This is a genomic window from Micromonospora zhanjiangensis, assembly GCF_042650605.1.
Lineage (GTDB): Bacteria > Actinomycetota > Actinomycetes > Mycobacteriales > Micromonosporaceae > Micromonospora_J > Micromonospora_J zhanjiangensis.
The window spans coordinates 262822-277604 of the sequence record NZ_JBHSBN010000003.1; the positions used below are offsets into that span (position 1 = coordinate 262822).

The following is a 14783-nucleotide window of genomic DNA, read 5'->3' on the forward strand; positions in this document are numbered from 1 at the left end:
ACCGGACGCTCCTCGTCTCACCCGCTCACGCGGTGCGAGGTTGACGCTTCACCGACCACCGCGCGTCCTGACCGGTGGCACAACTGGGAGGCCGATGTCGGGGCTACTCGACCGGGGCGGGATGGTAGCCGGTGGCCCGCTCCTGACCGGACAGTTCGCCGATGGCGCGCATGATCTCGTCGGTGACCTCCCGTCGGGCGCGCGCCGAGGCCGCCTCGCCGTGCCGGTGGGCGAAGTCCAGCGGCGGGCCGAACCGCAGCGTGACCGGTCGGATCCGCGGCCAACGCCGACCCACCGGCAGGATCTGCTCGGTGCCGGCCAGCGCCACCGGCAGCACCGGCGCCCGGGAGGTCATGGCCAGCCAGGCGACCCCGGTCCGTCCCCTGTGCAGTCGGCCGTCCAGGGACCGGGTGCCCTCGGGGTAGATGCCGAACATCCGCCCGTCGGCGAGCACCTCCACCGCCGCGTCCAGCGCCCGCAGCGCCGAGCGGTTGGCGCCCCGGCGTACCGGCACCGAGCCGATGGCGGTGAAGAACGCCCGGGTCAGTCGGCCCTTGAGCCCCCGACCGGTGAAGTACTCGGCCTTGGCCAGGAACACCACCGGCCGCGGGGTGAGCAGCGGGATGACCACGCTGTCCACGAAGGACAGGTGATTGCTGGCCAGGATCACCGGGCCTTTCGCCGGGACCTGCTCCCGGCCCAGCACGGTCGGCCGGTACAGCAACCGGGCCAGCGGGGCGAGCACGCCCCGTACCACCGGATCGAGGAGGGTCACGGGGGTGACTATAGCGTCCGAACGGTCGTTCGTTAAGTTGCCGTCGAGGTCGCTATAGTGAGCCGGTGAGTCCCCGCGTCTCGGTCGCCGCCGCCCGCCGCACCCGGGCGGCGATCGTCGACCGCGGCGTCGAGGTCGCCTCCCGGGAGGGGCTGGAAGGGCTGACCATCGGCCGACTCGCCGACGACCTGGCGATGAGCAAGTCCGGGCTGCTGGGGCACTTCGGCTCCAAGGAGAAACTGCAGCTGGTCGTCCTCGACCGGGCCGCGGAGATCTTCTGGCGGGAGGTGTGGGAGCCGGTGGCCGACCGGCCCGCCGGGTTGGCCCGGCTGCGCGCCGTCTGCGGGTCCTGGATCGGCTACCTGGAACGCGGCGTGTTCCCCGGCGGTTGTTTCTTCATCGCCGCCACCGCCGAGTTCGACGACCGACCCGGCCCGGTCCGGGACGCGGTCGCCGAGTACGCCCGGCGCTGGCAGCGCGAGCTGTCCTGGCAGATCCAGCGGGCCGTGACGGCCGGTGAACTGGATCCACGCACGGATCCCGACCAGGTGGTGTTCGAGCTGATCGGTATCGTGACGGCGGTCAACCAGACCCGGCAACTGCACCGCGACCCGGCCGCGCCGCAGCGGGGCCGCCGGGCGGTGGACCGCCTGCTGGACCACTTCTCCGCCCCGGCCGGCGCGGGTGCCCCCGCAGGCACGGTCGGGCCGCCCTCCGGTCCGACCGACCCAGCCGTGGGCGGGGCGCCGGGTTGACCCTCGACCAGGTCGAGACCACAGGATCGGTGGACGTGGAGAGCTTCATGCGCGGCATCGGGGAGATGGCCCGGGCCACCGGGCTGACGGTCAGCGCGCTGCGTTTCTACGACGGCGCCGGCGTGCTGGTACCGGCCGAGGTGGACCGGGTCACCGGCTACCGGCGGTACGCCCCGGAACAGGTCGCTCCGGGGCGGATGCTGGCCAGCCTGCGCCGGGTGGGAATGCCGCTGGCCGACATCAACCGGGTGCTGGCCGCCCGCGCCGACCCGGCCACGGTACGGGAACTGCTCGACGCGCACCTGCGCCGGTTGGAGGACGGGCTCGCCGACGCCCGCCGCGAACTGGCCCGCGTGCGGACCCACCTCGACCGGGCGGAGCACCCGACGAACGGCACCCGGATCACCGTCTCCGCCGCCGACCTGGCCGCCGCCGTGGACGCCGTACGCTTCGCCGTCGGCACCGATCCGGAGTTGCCGATGCTCGGCGGGGTGCTGTTCGAGGCCGACCCGGACGGCCTTCGGCTGGTCGCCACCGACCGCTACCGGCTGGCGCTGGCCGTCGCACCGGTGCGCGAACTGACCGGCCCGCCGATCCGGGTGCTGGCCCCGGCCGACCTGGTCGACCGGGTACGCGCCCTGCTCACCGGCGGCGAGGTGGTGCTGACGGTGGCCGCCGACGGGTTCGACGCCCGGTGCCGGGCCGGTGCGGTGGCCGGCGAGCCGCTGGAGTTCGACTTCCCGGACTACCGCCGACTGGTCCGGGACCGGGCCGGTACGGGCACCGCCCGCCGGGTGACGGTGGACGTCGCCGAGCTGCGCCGCACCCTCGCCGGCGGCACGGCGCCCGTGCTGCGGCGGGAAGCCCACGGCACCTCGTACGAGGTGACCGTGCTCGCGGTGGCCGGCGACGGGAGGCTGACGATTCTCGACGAGGCGGCGGCGGCCGGATCGGAACACGTCGCGGTGAACCGCGAGTTCCTGCTCGACGCGCTGGACGCGGGCGGACACGGGCAACTGGTGCTGGAACTCGACGGCCCGATCGCGCCGTTGGCGATCCGCACCCCCGCCGGTGACCGGACCCTGTCGATGCTGATGCCGGTCCGCCTCAGTTGACCGGGTCCGTCTGGTCCCGCGCCGGGCCCGCCTGGTCCCGCGCCGGGCCCGCCTGGTCCCGCGCCGGGCCCGCCTGGTCCCGCACCGGGCCCGCCTGGTCCCGCACCGACCGCGCCGGGCGGGACGGGCCACGTCGGGGAGTCCAGGCGAAGGCGAGACACGCGCCGATCAGGGACAGCAGCAGGCCGACCACGAAGCCGCCCAGGTTGGACGTCAGCCAGGAACCGAGGGCCAGCAGCATGGCGACGACCGAGTAGAAGAGCCGCTGGCTCGGGTTGGCCAGCAGCAGCACGCCGCAGACCAACAGCAGCAACGGCACCAGGTAGGACGCGAGACCCTGCGGGCCGACGTGCAGGATCACCGGCAGCGGCGCACGGACCGAGGCGAGGATCTCCAGGGCCCCGAGGGTCACCAGCAGCCCTCCCCAGAACGGCCGGGAGCGCCGCCAGGACCGCCAGGCCGACCGAGCCCCCGGGGCCCGGTCGGGTGACGTGGTGGTCATCTCAGCATTCGCTGTCGGTGAACTTCATCCGCAGGTGCGGAAGGCTGAAGGCGGCGGCGGTGGTGGCGTAGTTGCGCTGCCGCAGGTTGACGATGGTGACCGTCCGGGCCTGCTGGGAGAACACCCCGGGGCCGCCCTTCACGCCCGGCACCCGGTTCAGCGTGCTGGCGTCCTGGCCGATGTCGATGTCGTCGAAGGAGGCGTCGCCCTGGATGGCGTTCGAGTTGGGGTCGGTCTGGTCGTTGGCGGAGTCGACCACCATGTTGGTGCCCTTGACCGGGGTGCCGGCGTCACCTGCGGTGATCTTGAGGTTGATGCCGCCGAGGCTGACGCTCTGGCAGAGGTTGGTCAGCTCGGCCTTGTTGATCGCCGAGACGATGACCAGGACCTGCCCGCCGGTGTCACCCTGGTTGGGGCTGTTCTCGATCATCTCGTCGATGGTGGCGAACTGCTCGAACCCGGTGCCGGTGAGCTTGTTGGCGGTCACCGTGAACGGCATGCCGGAGATCGAGAACTGCGCGGCCAGGACGCCCTGCGCGGTGAGCAGCACCAGCGCCCCGGCGGCCGTGCCGGTGAGGCCCAGCGCCGCGGCGAACCGCCGCCAGCGCACCCCAGCACGTCCGGTATCGCTGTCGCCGGAGGTTCCTGCGGCCATGACCGCCTCCCTTGGTCGAATCGGTGCGACGGAATCGCGCGGCCACCGGAGTGGTCACGGAACAAAGATCCTCATCGGTTGCCGGCCGCCCTCTCGGATTCGGGCGACGGCACGGTGAAGTTACCGCCCGGTACCGAGCCGGTCAAGATTTACCATTGCCAACTTTCGAATGACTGCGCGGTCGGCCATTAGTCAAAAACCCCGGAGTTATCCGACTAAATTCGGTCAATGCGTATCCGTTGGCCGGCGGACGCACGGCGCCACCGTCACCACCCCGCCCTGGTCCACGGCCGCCGCCTCCCGGGCGGCCTCCGCCGGCCCGAGGAACGGGGCAACCATGAAGTAGGTCAGCACCGGCAGCAGCTCGGGCAACCGTTGCACGGCCCCGGCGGCCACCTGCTGCCGGATGGTCGCGTAGATCCCGCCCACGATGGAGTCGATCAACACGTCGTGCGGCACGGCCAGCGGCGGCAGCGGCCGGGCACCGCCGAAGAACTGCCGGAACTCGGCGAGCAGCCGATCCCGCTCCCGGCGCGCGGCCGGGCCGGCCGCGTCGACCTCGACCACCGCCATGGTGGCGAACGCCGGCACGCCGGCCAGCACGTCCAACAGGACCTTGAGAGCGCCACGGGCACCGGACCGCCAGTCACCCTCGTCCCGGTACGCGGCCTGCATGAGACGTACGACGACCGTGGTGCCGTGTCGGTAGGTGGCGAGGAACGCCGCCTCCTTGCCCTCGAACTGGGCGTAGAAGGCCGGCCGGGTGACCCCGGCGGCCTGGCAGATGTCGCTGACCCGGGCGTTGTCGTAGCCCTTCGCGGCAACCGTGTGCACCAGTCCGTCGTAGAGCCGGTCGCGTTGGGTCGCGGCGACCACCTCCGCCGGCAACCGGCGCGGTCCACGCTTGATCACCCGGTCCGGATCGCGGCCCTCGCGGGCGCCCGGCAACGGGGTACGCCCCAGCGGCGGAACGGTCGTAGCCATCGATCTCCTTGAGCCTGGTGCTTGACTTTAAGACTCTGCGAGGTTTATAACATCCCCAGGTTTGTTTCCGGCCGGTAACAAGCGGCTCCGCCCCTTTCCCCAACGGTATCGGAGAACTGGCAGATGGTTCCCCCGGCCGCGGCCGTCCGGCGCCGCACCCGACCCGAAAAGCGGCAGGTGACGCGGCTTCGCCGAGGTGGCAGAGCCTGACCTGCTCGGCAATCGCGCGACTCCGGTCGCGTCAATTGGTGGTGCCGTCGACGCGGCGCCAGGAATACCGCGCCGCCTATCCGGCGGGTGCCGGAATACCCATTCGCGGCGCGATCGGCAGCACCGTTCCATCCTGTTTCCGCACTTGCTGAACGGAAGGACCACCCCCATGTCCAGGTACCGGCAGTTCGCCGCCGTCGCGGCGACCGCGCTGATCGCCCTCATGCTGCCCAGTCCCGCGCGGGCCGCGGAGGACGTCGCCGTGCTGACCACCGAGAGCGTCGGCGGACCGAACGTCGCGGTCGGCGACGTCGCGTCGGCCAGCCTGCGGGCCGGCACGACGGCCAACTTCTACTCCAGCGCCACCGGCACCAGTGGTGTGAAGTGCACGCAGTCCGGCTTCACCGCCACCGTGACCGACAACCCGGCCGCCCCCGGCACCGCGACCGAAAGCCTCACCGCGCAGACCTTCGGCGGCTGCACCAGCAACGTCTTCGGCACCACCTCGGTACGCAGCGTCACCGTCAACAACCTGCCGTACACCACGACGGTCACCAGCGACGGTGTCGTCACGATCAAGGGTGCCGACGGGGCGCCGGTCAAGAGCACCATCGTGCTCGGCACGCTGCTGGGCACCGTCACCTGCGTCTACGAGGCGGACGGCAACACCCTGTCCGGAACCGCCAGCAACGACACCGTGTCGATCGGCTTCGCCGCCCAGAAGTTCACCCGGGTCTCCGGATCGAGCCTCTGCTTCAGCGCCGGCTACTTCACCGCGACGTACTCGCCGGTGCGGGACACCAGCCAGGCCGACAGCCCGATCATCTACGTGAACTGAGCCGTCCGAACGTACGGGCGTCCCCACCGGGGGCGCCCGCATCGGCGTGCAGGGCAGGCCCGCTCAGCCGGTCCCGGCACAGCGGCAAAGCAGCGGCAGGAAGAGTTGGTCGACGATCTGGGCCGGGTCGGTGACTCCGGCGCCCGCGCGCCTTCGCCGAGCGGCTGCACGAGGTGTTCCAGCCAATCGTCGACCAGCCCCCGAGCACGGACCCGCGCTGACGCCGTTCGTCGGGGCATTCCGCCACGTTGCCGCCGTCGATTGTCGATCCGGGGTCGGGTTGACTCGTCGTGGAAGTAGTCGGGCCCATCCGAGGCCCCACCCGACGGGACGTACGACATGGCGAAGTACCTCATCCTGATCTACGGCGACGAGCAGCAGTGGGCGGCGATGTCGCCGGCGCAATGGCAGGAGTTCCACGCCGCCCACGGTGCCTTCGCCGCCGCGGCCGGTGCTGGCCTCCGGGCCGGGGCCGAGTTGCAGCCGACGGCGACCGCGACCACCCTGCGGCCGGACCCGGACGGTCGGCTCGGCATCACCGACGGGCCGTTCCTGGAGACCAAGGAGGTCCTCGGCGGCTTCTACCTGCTGGAGGCCGCCGACCTGGACGAGGCGATCTCGCTCGCCCGGCGGCTGCCCGAGGTCTCCGTCGGGCACAGCGGAGTCGAGATCCGCCCGGTGCTGGAACGGGAATGAACCATGACGTCGTCGCGGCGGTGGCGCAGGCCCACCGCCGCGACTGGGCCCGGGTGCTCGCCGCCACGGTACGCCTGACCCGCGATCTCGACCTGGGGCAGGAGTGCGCCCAGGACGCGTACGCGCAGGCGTTGCGGACCTGGCCACGCACCGGCGTTCCGGACCGGCCCGGCGCCTGGCTCACCACCGTGGCGCGCAACCGGGCGCTCGACGTGCTGCGGCACGAGTCGGTGCTGCGCCGGAACCTGCCCCTGCTGGTGACGGACGAGACGACACCCGGGCCGGGCGAGGGCGGCACGGACGACGACCGGCTCCGGCTCGTCTTCACCTGCTGCCACCCGGCCCTGTCCCGGGACGCCCAGGTCGCCCTGACCCTGCGGCTGGTCTGCGGCCTGTCCACGGTCGAGGTGGCCCGCGCGTTCCTGGTGCCGGAGTCGACCATGGCCGCTCGGCTCACCCGGGCCAAGAAGAAGATCCTCGCGGCCCGGATCCCGTACCGGGTGCCGTCGCCCGACCAGCTCAGCGAGCGGGTCGGCGTCGTGCTGGACGTGGTCCATCTCGTCTTCACCACCGGGCACACCGCCCCGGTCGGCACGGACCTGGTCCGTCGGGACCTGGTGGACAGCGCCGTCGGCCTGGCCCGGATGCTGCACCTGCTCATGCCGACCGACGCCGGGATCGCCGCCCTGCTCGCGCTGCTGCTGCTGGTCGACGCCCGGCAGGAGACCCGGGTCTCGGATGCCGGCCGGCTGGTGCCGCTCGCCGAGCAGGACCGGGCCAGGTGGGACGCCCGGCAGATCGGCGAGGGCGTCGCCCTGCTGACCGGCGCCCTGCGCCGAGGGCCGGCGACCCGGTACGCCGTCGAGGCCGCCATCGCCGCCGTTCACGCCGAGGCGCCGAGCTGGGCGGAGACCGACTGGACGGAGATCGTCGGACTGTACGACGTGCTGCGCGACCGGTGGCCGTCACCGCTGGTGGACCTCAACCGCGCCGTCGCGCTGGGCCTGCGGGACGGCCCGCAGGCCGGCCTCGACGCGTTGGAACCGCTGCTCGCCGAACCCGCGCTGGCCGCCTACGGCTACCTCAGCGCCGCCCGGGCCGACTTCCTGCGCCGGCTCGACCGACGGGCCGAGGCGGCGCAGGCGTACCGGGAGGCCCTGCTGCTCACCGACAACAGCGTGGAACGCGCCTTCCTGACCACCCGCCTCGCCGAGGTCGCCCCGTACGGGTCCGCCTGATTCCACCCGCCGGAACGCGGTCGCCGAGGCGTCGGTGGCGGGCGTTACCCTCCCCTGCGTGACCTATCTCGCCGCCGACGACCGGTACGACTCGATGACCTACCGCCGGGCCGGGCGCAGCGGCCTGCGGCTGCCCGCCATCTCACTCGGGCTGTGGCACAACTTCGGGCACGGCCGCCCGTTGGACACCCAGCGGGACATCCTGCGGCGCGCCTTCGACCTCGGGATCACCCACGTCGACCTGGCCAACAACTACGGTCCGCCGGCCGGCTCGGCGGAGGAGAACTTCGGCCGGATCCTGGCCGCCGACTTCACGGCGTACCGGGACGAGCTGGTCGTGTCGACCAAGGCCGGCTACCACATGTGGCCCGGCCCGTACGGCGAGTGGGGTTCCCGGAAGTATCTGGTCGCGTCGCTGGACCAGTCGCTGCGCCGGACGGGCCTGGACTACGTCGACATCTTCTACCACCACCGGCCCGACCCGGACACGCCGCTGGAGGAGACGATGGGCGCGCTGGACGCCGTGGTGCGGGCCGGCAAGGCGCTCTACGTCGGCGTCTCCAACTACAACGCGGAGCAGACCGCGCAGGCCGCCGCGATCCTACGCGACCTGGGCACGCCGTTGCTGGTCAACCAGCCGTCGTACTCGATGATGAACCGCTGGATCGAGCGGGACAATCTGCTGGACACCCTGGACCGGGTGGGCACCGGCTGTGTCGCCTTCAGCCCGCTGGCCCAGGGCCTGCTCACCGACCGCTACCTGCACGGCGTACCGGCCGACTCGCGGATCGCCACCAGCGACTTCCTCAGCGAGAGCGCGCTGACCGACGAGACGATGAGCAGGATCCGGGCGTTGCACGGGATCGCCGCCCGGCGCGGGCAGAGCCTGGCCCAGCTCGCCCTGGCCTGGGCGTTGCGCGACCCGCGAATGACCAGCCTGATCATCGGGGCGAGCAGCGTCCGGCAACTGGAGGCCAACGTCGGCGCGTTGGCCGGCCTGTCGTTCACCGGCGAGGAACTGGCCGAGATCGACAAGACCGCGCTGGAGTAACGGGCCGGGCGGTTCGCGGGCCGCGTCCTTGTCGAACGCGGCCCGCGAACGGGCGACCGGCGCGCGGGTCAGCTGATGTTGACGTCGCTGCAGAAGAAGTACGCCTGGTCCATGTGGCTGGCCTGCCAGATGGTGAACACGATGGCCCGGCCGGAGTGGTTCGCCGTGGCGTTGATCTTCAGCTGGACGCCGCTGGTCGGCGTGGTGGCCCTCGTCCACTGCGCGGCGGGCGTCTTGCCGACGGTGGTCACCAGGTCCAGGTTGCCCCAGCCCAGCGCCTGCCGGGTCGGGTCGTAGCCCTGCTTGGTCACGTAGACCCGGACGAAGTCGGCGCCGTGGCTGGCCTGGTCGTGCAGGGTCAGGGTGAAGTTGCGACCGATGCTCTTGGCCTGCCAGTTGCCGACCGCGTCGAGCGAGTTGCCCAGGCCACCCTCGGCGTGGTTCATGCTGCACAGCGTCCCGTCCGGGACCGCGGCCTGGAAGTTGCCGCCCATCCCGTTCCGGTACAGACTCATCCAGTTCCACATCGTGTTGGGGTTGGCCTGCCAGGCCTGGTAACACATCGGATCCTGGGTGGCCATCGCCGGGTCCTGGAAGTGGCTGCCCCAACGCTGCCAGCAGCCGAAGTTACGGGACGGCGCGTCGATGATGTTGCCGTGCGCCCAGGCGCTGTTCGGCACCGTCGCCGATATCGCCACGGCGGCCAGGACGGCCGCCATCAGGGCGAGCACCCGGAACAGCCAGGTGCGGCGGGTTGCGGCCAGTACTGCCATGGGAGAGACCTCCTCGCGCTTAATTGACAGATTCAAATTAACCGATGTCTGCCTCGATCGCTAGTGCGGCGTGCGGGATGATTTGGTGGAGATCGAGCCGGTGCGGGTGTTCCGTCAGCTCCGCGCGCGGCGGGCCCCGGTCAGTCGGCCGACCGTCCACCCGCCCACCGCAAGGGCGACCAGCAGCGCGGCCAGCAGGCCGGGCCCGACCCCGCCGACCGTGGCGGCGAGCCGCTGCTGCACCCCGGCCGCCGCGCCGATCACCGGATCGCCGAGCGCCGACCGGACGCCGGACATCAACCGTAGCTCGTACCAGCCGTAGTAACCGACGTATCCGCCGGCCAGTACCAGCACGACGCCGCCGAGCCGGGACACCAGGCCGGTGAGCCGGCGCAGCCGGGCCAGCACCGATTCCTGGACCAGCGCAACGGCCAGCGCGGTCACCCCGACCACCAGGCCCATCCCGACGGCGTACGCGCCGAACAGCGCGATGCCCTCGACCGTCGAGCCGGCCCGCAGACTGGACACCACGGTGGCCAGGAACGGCGCGATCGTGCAGCTGAGCGAGGCCACGGCGTACGCCATGCCGAACAGCACCATCGACGCGAAGGTGCCGGACAGCCGGGGCGCCCGGGCGCCGAGTCCGGGTGCCGGCAGCTTCCGACCGGCCAGCAGCCAACCGCCGAGCGCCACCAGCAGCACCCCCAGCCCGGCGGTCAGCCAGGGCAGCCGCGGCTGCAACCAACCGGTGACCGGCGCCAGGAGCAGCCCGAACGCGCCGAACACGGCGACGTACCCGATGGTGAGGGCGGCGGTCGAGACCAGCGCCCGCCCGACCGGGCCGACACCCCGCCGCCCCGGCGCGGACCCCGACGGATCCGGCCGCTTGCCCGGTCCGGGCCCTGGCCGATCACCCGGTCCGGGCCCTGGCCGGTCTGTCGGGACGGGCCCCGGCCGGTCGGTGGTCGCGGGCGTTCCGGGGGCGGTGGACCGGCGGGCAACCAGCACCGACAGGTACGCCGGCAGCATCGCGAACCCGCACGGGTTGACCGCGCCGAGCATGCCGGCGGTCAGGGCGAGCAGCAGGGCGGCGGTCACCGGCGCTCAGGCGGCGGCCAGCGCCGCGACCTTCTGCTCGAACTCCTGGCTGTCCAGCCAGCCCCGGTGGGTCACCCGGCCGTCCTTGTCGAGGATGACGAAGGTGCTCTGCTCGGCCACCTGGAACCGGCGCCAGACCGTCCCGGCCCTGTCGTTGAGCTGGGTGACCTGCTGCAGCGAGAACTCCTTGACGAAGTCCTTCATCGCCGGCAGCTCACCCAGACCGGCGACACCGACGAAGCCCACCCGGTCGCCGTACTGGGCGGACAGCTCGGCCACCGAGGAGGCCTGGCCGGCGCAGGTGGCGCACCACGGCGCCCAGAACCACAGCACGGTCGGCCTGCCGGCCAGGGTGGCGCCCTTGAACGGCTGGCCGGCCAGGGTCTTCGCCTCGAAGGTGAGCGACTTCGGCACGGTCGCCGGGGCGGCCGACGCGGACGCCGACGCCCCGGTCGACGCCGTGGGCGAGCCGCTCGCGGCGCCGGCGGCGGCCGGTACGACCGCGCCGTCACCAGCGGCCCCGCATCCCGTGGCCGCGCCGAGCAGGCCGGCCACCAGCAGCGCCGTGCACACCGGTCGGATCCGCATCCGCTTCTCCCTCGCGTCCGGTTGTCGCGCTCCCGCCACCGGTCGGCGGCGGGTCGTACCGGTCACTCCGAGCCGCTCATCCGCAGCGCCAGCGCCGGGCACATCTGCACCGCCTTGCGCGCGCCGCGCTCCAGCCAGGTCGGTACGGCGGTCTGCGGGAAGGCCGGGAACCCGTTGCTGTCCAGCCGGATGAACTCCGGTACGACGACCGCGCAGAGACCGTGCCCGTCACACCGGGACCAGTCGACGGTCAGCCGGTACTTCGGGCTGTCCGGGGTGCTCGGCAGGCCCATCATGCCCTTGACCCGCTTGCCGCAACCGTCCCGGGTGGTGTGCGCGGCGAGGTCGTCGGCGAACACCTCCAGGGCCGAGGTGGCGAACCGCCCGCTGCCGTCCGGGTGGCTGCACGCGCCCCGGCCGCGGATCACGCCGGCCGCCCGGCGGACCACGTCGGCGGTGGCGCCGCCCGCCACGGCCAGATCGACCGACCGGGCCAGGTCCGGCAGCCCGAGCCGGCACGGCCCGCACTGGCCGGCGGACTCGGCGGCCAGGTACTGCACCACCTGGGCGACCTCGCCCAGCGGGCAGGTGTCGTTGCCGAGCGGGACGACGATACCGGCACCGAGGGTGCCGCCGACCGCGGCGAGTCCCTTGCGGGACACCTCCGCCTTGGTCGCCGCCTCGGCGGTGATCCACTTGCCGTGGTAGCCGCCCATCAGGATGCCCGGACCGGCCGGGACCTCGCACAGCTCCAGGATCTCGCGCAGCGGGGTGCCGGCCGGGCACTCCACCACCGCGGGCCGGCCGGCGGAACCGGTCACCGTGAGCAACACCGTGCCGGGCTCGTCGCTGGTGCCGACCGCGGAATACTCGTACGGGCCGAGCCGGGAGGCGAGCGCGAGTTGGGCGTACGTCTCGGCGTTGGACAGCAGGGTGGGCAACTCGCCCACGCCGGAGTCGCTGGACCGCTTCTTGACGCCGGGCGGGATGTGCGCGGCGCCGTTGATGCCGTTGACCAGCGCGCCGCCCTCACCGGAGATGAACCGGTGCGGGACGGTGACGATGCCGGTCTGCACCGGCATCCGCCGCTCGCTCAACGCCGCGGCGATGGAGTCCTCCCCCACGCCGTCGTCGGCCACGCCGATCACGATCTCGTCGGCGTCCAACGCGTACGCGGCCAGCGCGGCGCCGTCCAGGATCAGGTGCGGCGCCCGGGTGAGCAGCACCTTGTCCTTCCAGCTTGCCGGTTCGCCCTCGGTCGCGTTGACCACCACCACCGGCGGCAGGTTCTGCTTGTCCGACGACTCGAGGACGGCACGCAGCTTTCGGGCGAACGGGAAGCCGGCCCCGCCCTTGCCCTTGAGCTGGATGTCCTCGGCCAGCCGCAACAGCGCGGCCGGGGACAGCGGGCTGACCGGCCCGTGCACCTCCTCGTGCGCCATCAGGTCGAGACTGCCGAACTCGTCGAAGCCGGCAGTGAGCCGGGGCTCGCCGAAGCACGCCACCGGCGGCACCTTCGACCTGCTCACTGTGCCTCACCTCGCAACTTTGTCCAGTACTCCCCGTCCACCTCGGAGGCCGCCCGCTTGCGGCGCGACCGGGCGGAGCCGCCCTCGGCGTCCCGCATGGCCCGGCGCGAGGCGAGGTTTATCAACGTCGGCGTGTCGTCGTCGACCGGTCGCGCCGGGCTGGTCGGGGCGTACCCGCTGACCGGGCTGGCCGCGAGGTAGCCGCTCACCGGGCTGTCGTCGACGTAGTCGTCCTCGTCGTCGTCCCGGCTGTGCCGGCCGGCGCGGCGGGCCGCCTCGTCCTCCTCCCACTGCTTCGGCCGCTCCCAGTAGTTGGTGCTGGCCGAGTCGAAGCTGTCGTCGACCGCATCCGCCGCGAGCACCGGCACCGACACCGGCGCGACGTCGTCGTTCCGGGACCGCCGCGACCGCGGCGCCGAGACCGGCGCGACATCCTCGTCCCGCGTCCGCCGCGACCGCGGCGCCGACACCGGCGCGACATCCTCGTCCCGCGTCCGCCGCGACCGCGGCGCCGACACCGGCGCCACATCCTCGTCCCGCGTCCGCCGCGACCGCGGCGCCGACACCGGCGCCACATCCTCATCCCGCGTCCGCCGCGACCGCGGCGCCGACACCGGCGCCACATCCTCATCCCGGACCCGACGCGAGCGCGGGGCCGACACCGGCGCGACGTCCTCGTCGCGGGAGCGGCGCGGGCGGGCGGAGACCGGGGCCACGTCCTCCTCGGCCCGGTCCCGGCGGGAACGCGACGCGGTGGGCTCGGCGGACCAGCGCTTCGGGCTGTCCCACGGCTCCTCCGGAACCGCCGACGACGGGACGGCGGTCGTCTGCGCGGCGGCGGCCGGCGGCTGGTAGACCCGCCCGCCGCGCTCCTCCGACCACGGGTCGGCCGGCGGCGCGTCCTCGGCCGGCCGGCCGCGCGGCACCTCGGGCACGGTGAACCGGTTGGCCGACCGGCGGCGGGTCTCCCGCACCGTCGACTCGCCGTTCGCCCCCCAGGAATCGATCTTGGGATCGTTCGGGCCGGACTTCAGGCCCTGGTACCAGCCCTCCTCGCTGCTGACCCGGGCGCCCGGACGACGGCGGGTCGCGCCCTCGGTCGAGCCACGGGCCTTGTCCGAGCCGCGAACCTTGTCGGTGGCCTCGGCCATCTTGCCGACCGGCTTCAGCGAACCGGTGGTCGAGCCGCTCTCCTTGCTCTTGCGGCCGATGCTCACCGACACGCGGACGATCATGGTGGCCACCACGCCGAGCACGCAGACGAGGTAGCTGACCACGACCCAGGTGGCCGGCGGCCGACCGGCGTTCAGGCCGTGGAACAGGGCGATCGGCCAGGAGACGTAGGCGGTGCTGTGCAGTGCCCGCCACATCCACGGCTTGCCCTTGCCGACGAACCGCATCCGGACGATGCCGGTCCACAACACGGCGACCATCAGGTAACCGGCGACGGTGCCGAGCCCGATGTAGACGCCGCGGCCGGAGACGAACGGAACGACCGAATCCAGCGCCCCGGCCCGACCGATCGCGATCTTGGTCAGGATGTGCAGCACCAACGCGCCGACCGCGACCGTGCCCATCGCCCGGTGGGCCGACTGCAGCAGCACCCGGTGCCGGATCATCAGCACCAGCCGATCGGTCGCCACCAGGCCGGCCATCACGGTCATGCTCAGCAGAACCAGAACCACGACGCCTGCGTAGAACTCGGTGAAGACGAACAGATAGACGTACAGGATCTGCCCGAAGGAGGTCAGCATCGCCATCGCCCAGAACGCCGCCAACCCCGAGGCCACCAGGCCGGCGATCGCCGGCTTGGGGATGGAACGCCCGGTACGACTACTGGCGCTCCTGGGCGTGACGGGTCGCTGGATCTCTTTTGTCCGCGCCATACGCTCCTCGATCTTCCGCGTCGTGCCACTGACGCGTCCCACGTGGCCGGTTTGCCCCCCGACAAGCGCGGTTGCCTGCCCAGCTCTGTC

At 72.6% G+C, this 14783-nt stretch carries 15 protein-coding genes; 6 read left to right on the plus strand and 9 right to left on the minus strand.

The window, feature by feature from the left end; translation table 11 throughout:
* Positions 1–103: 103 nt before the first annotated feature.
* Entirely contained in the window at positions 104–775 is a 672-nt protein-coding gene (locus ACFOX0_RS07140; protein WP_377542911.1) for a lysophospholipid acyltransferase family protein, read from the minus strand.
* 65 nt (positions 776–840) lie between these two features.
* Between ACFOX0_RS07140 and ACFOX0_RS07145 the strand changes: the two genes are divergently transcribed.
* The gene (locus ACFOX0_RS07145; protein WP_377542912.1) at positions 841–1530 is read left to right on the plus strand and encodes a TetR/AcrR family transcriptional regulator; all 690 of its coding nucleotides are present in this window, start codon (positions 841–843) and stop codon (positions 1528–1530) included.
* Positions 1531–1577: 47 nt separating this feature from the next.
* On the plus strand, positions 1578–2645 hold the full coding sequence (locus ACFOX0_RS07150) for a DNA polymerase III subunit beta family protein (protein ID WP_377543115.1): 1068 nt from the start codon (positions 1578–1580) through the stop codon (positions 2643–2645).
* On the opposite strand, the gene ACFOX0_RS07155 is transcribed toward ACFOX0_RS07150, so the two are convergent.
* From ACFOX0_RS07155 to ACFOX0_RS07165, 3 genes are all read right to left on the minus strand, one after another.
* Positions 2638–3147, minus strand: a complete 510-nt coding sequence (locus tag ACFOX0_RS07155) for a DUF6114 domain-containing protein (protein ID WP_377542913.1) — start codon at positions 3145–3147, stop codon at positions 2638–2640. The genes ACFOX0_RS07150 and ACFOX0_RS07155 overlap by 8 nt on opposite strands.
* Position 3148: 1 nt before the next feature.
* Complete coding sequence (locus ACFOX0_RS07160; protein ID WP_377542914.1) at positions 3149–3802, minus strand: DUF6230 family protein; 654 nt, start codon at positions 3800–3802, stop codon at positions 3149–3151.
* A 225-nt stretch (positions 3803–4027) separates the two neighbouring features.
* On the minus strand, positions 4028–4786 hold the full coding sequence (locus ACFOX0_RS07165) for a TetR/AcrR family transcriptional regulator (RefSeq protein WP_377542916.1): 759 nt from the start codon (positions 4784–4786) through the stop codon (positions 4028–4030).
* A gap of 379 nt (positions 4787–5165) precedes the next feature.
* On the opposite strand from ACFOX0_RS07165, the gene ACFOX0_RS07170 reads away from it, so the two are divergent.
* The 4 genes from ACFOX0_RS07170 (at position 5166) to mgrA (ending at position 8819) form a co-directional block, all read left to right on the plus strand.
* Entirely contained in the window at positions 5166–5834 is a 669-nt protein-coding gene (locus tag ACFOX0_RS07170; RefSeq protein WP_377542917.1) for a Tat pathway signal sequence domain protein, read from the plus strand.
* Positions 5835–6173: 339 nt separating this feature from the next.
* On the plus strand, positions 6174–6530 hold the full coding sequence (locus ACFOX0_RS07175; RefSeq protein WP_377542918.1) for a YciI family protein: 357 nt from the start codon (positions 6174–6176) through the stop codon (positions 6528–6530).
* Entirely contained in the window at positions 6527–7768 is a 1242-nt protein-coding gene (locus ACFOX0_RS07180; RefSeq protein ID WP_377542919.1) for an RNA polymerase sigma factor, read from the plus strand. Before ACFOX0_RS07175 ends, ACFOX0_RS07180 begins: the two co-directional genes overlap by 4 nt.
* A gap of 58 nt (positions 7769–7826) precedes the next feature.
* Complete coding sequence (gene mgrA, locus ACFOX0_RS07185) at positions 7827–8819, plus strand: L-glyceraldehyde 3-phosphate reductase (protein ID WP_377542920.1); 993 nt, start codon at positions 7827–7829, stop codon at positions 8817–8819.
* 68 nt (positions 8820–8887) lie between these two features.
* Here the strand turns inward: mgrA and ACFOX0_RS07190 are convergent, their stop codons facing one another.
* The 5 genes from ACFOX0_RS07190 to ACFOX0_RS07210 all read right to left on the minus strand — a co-directional run bounded on the left by ACFOX0_RS07190 (position 8888) and on the right by ACFOX0_RS07210 (position 14693).
* A complete protein-coding gene (locus ACFOX0_RS07190) occupies positions 8888–9592 on the minus strand; it encodes a lytic polysaccharide monooxygenase (protein ID WP_377542921.1) in 705 nt (234 codons plus the stop codon).
* Positions 9593–9706: 114 nt separating this feature from the next.
* Positions 9707–10690 carry a cytochrome c biogenesis CcdA family protein gene (locus tag ACFOX0_RS07195; RefSeq protein WP_377542923.1) on the minus strand — a complete coding sequence of 328 codons (984 nt, stop codon included), beginning with the start codon at positions 10688–10690 and terminating at the stop codon, positions 9707–9709.
* A gap of 6 nt (positions 10691–10696) precedes the next feature.
* Positions 10697–11278: a TlpA family protein disulfide reductase gene (locus ACFOX0_RS07200; protein ID WP_377542924.1), complete on the minus strand. Its 582-nt coding sequence runs from the start codon at positions 11276–11278 to the stop codon at positions 10697–10699.
* Positions 11279–11340: 62 nt separating this feature from the next.
* A complete protein-coding gene (locus tag ACFOX0_RS07205) occupies positions 11341–12807 on the minus strand; it encodes an NADH-ubiquinone oxidoreductase-F iron-sulfur binding region domain-containing protein (RefSeq protein WP_377542925.1) in 1467 nt (488 codons plus the stop codon).
* A complete protein-coding gene (locus tag ACFOX0_RS07210) occupies positions 12804–14693 on the minus strand; it encodes a hypothetical protein (protein ID WP_377542926.1) in 1890 nt (629 codons plus the stop codon). The genes ACFOX0_RS07205 and ACFOX0_RS07210 overlap by 4 nt, the downstream gene beginning before the upstream one ends.
* Positions 14694–14783: the final 90 nt, after the last annotated feature.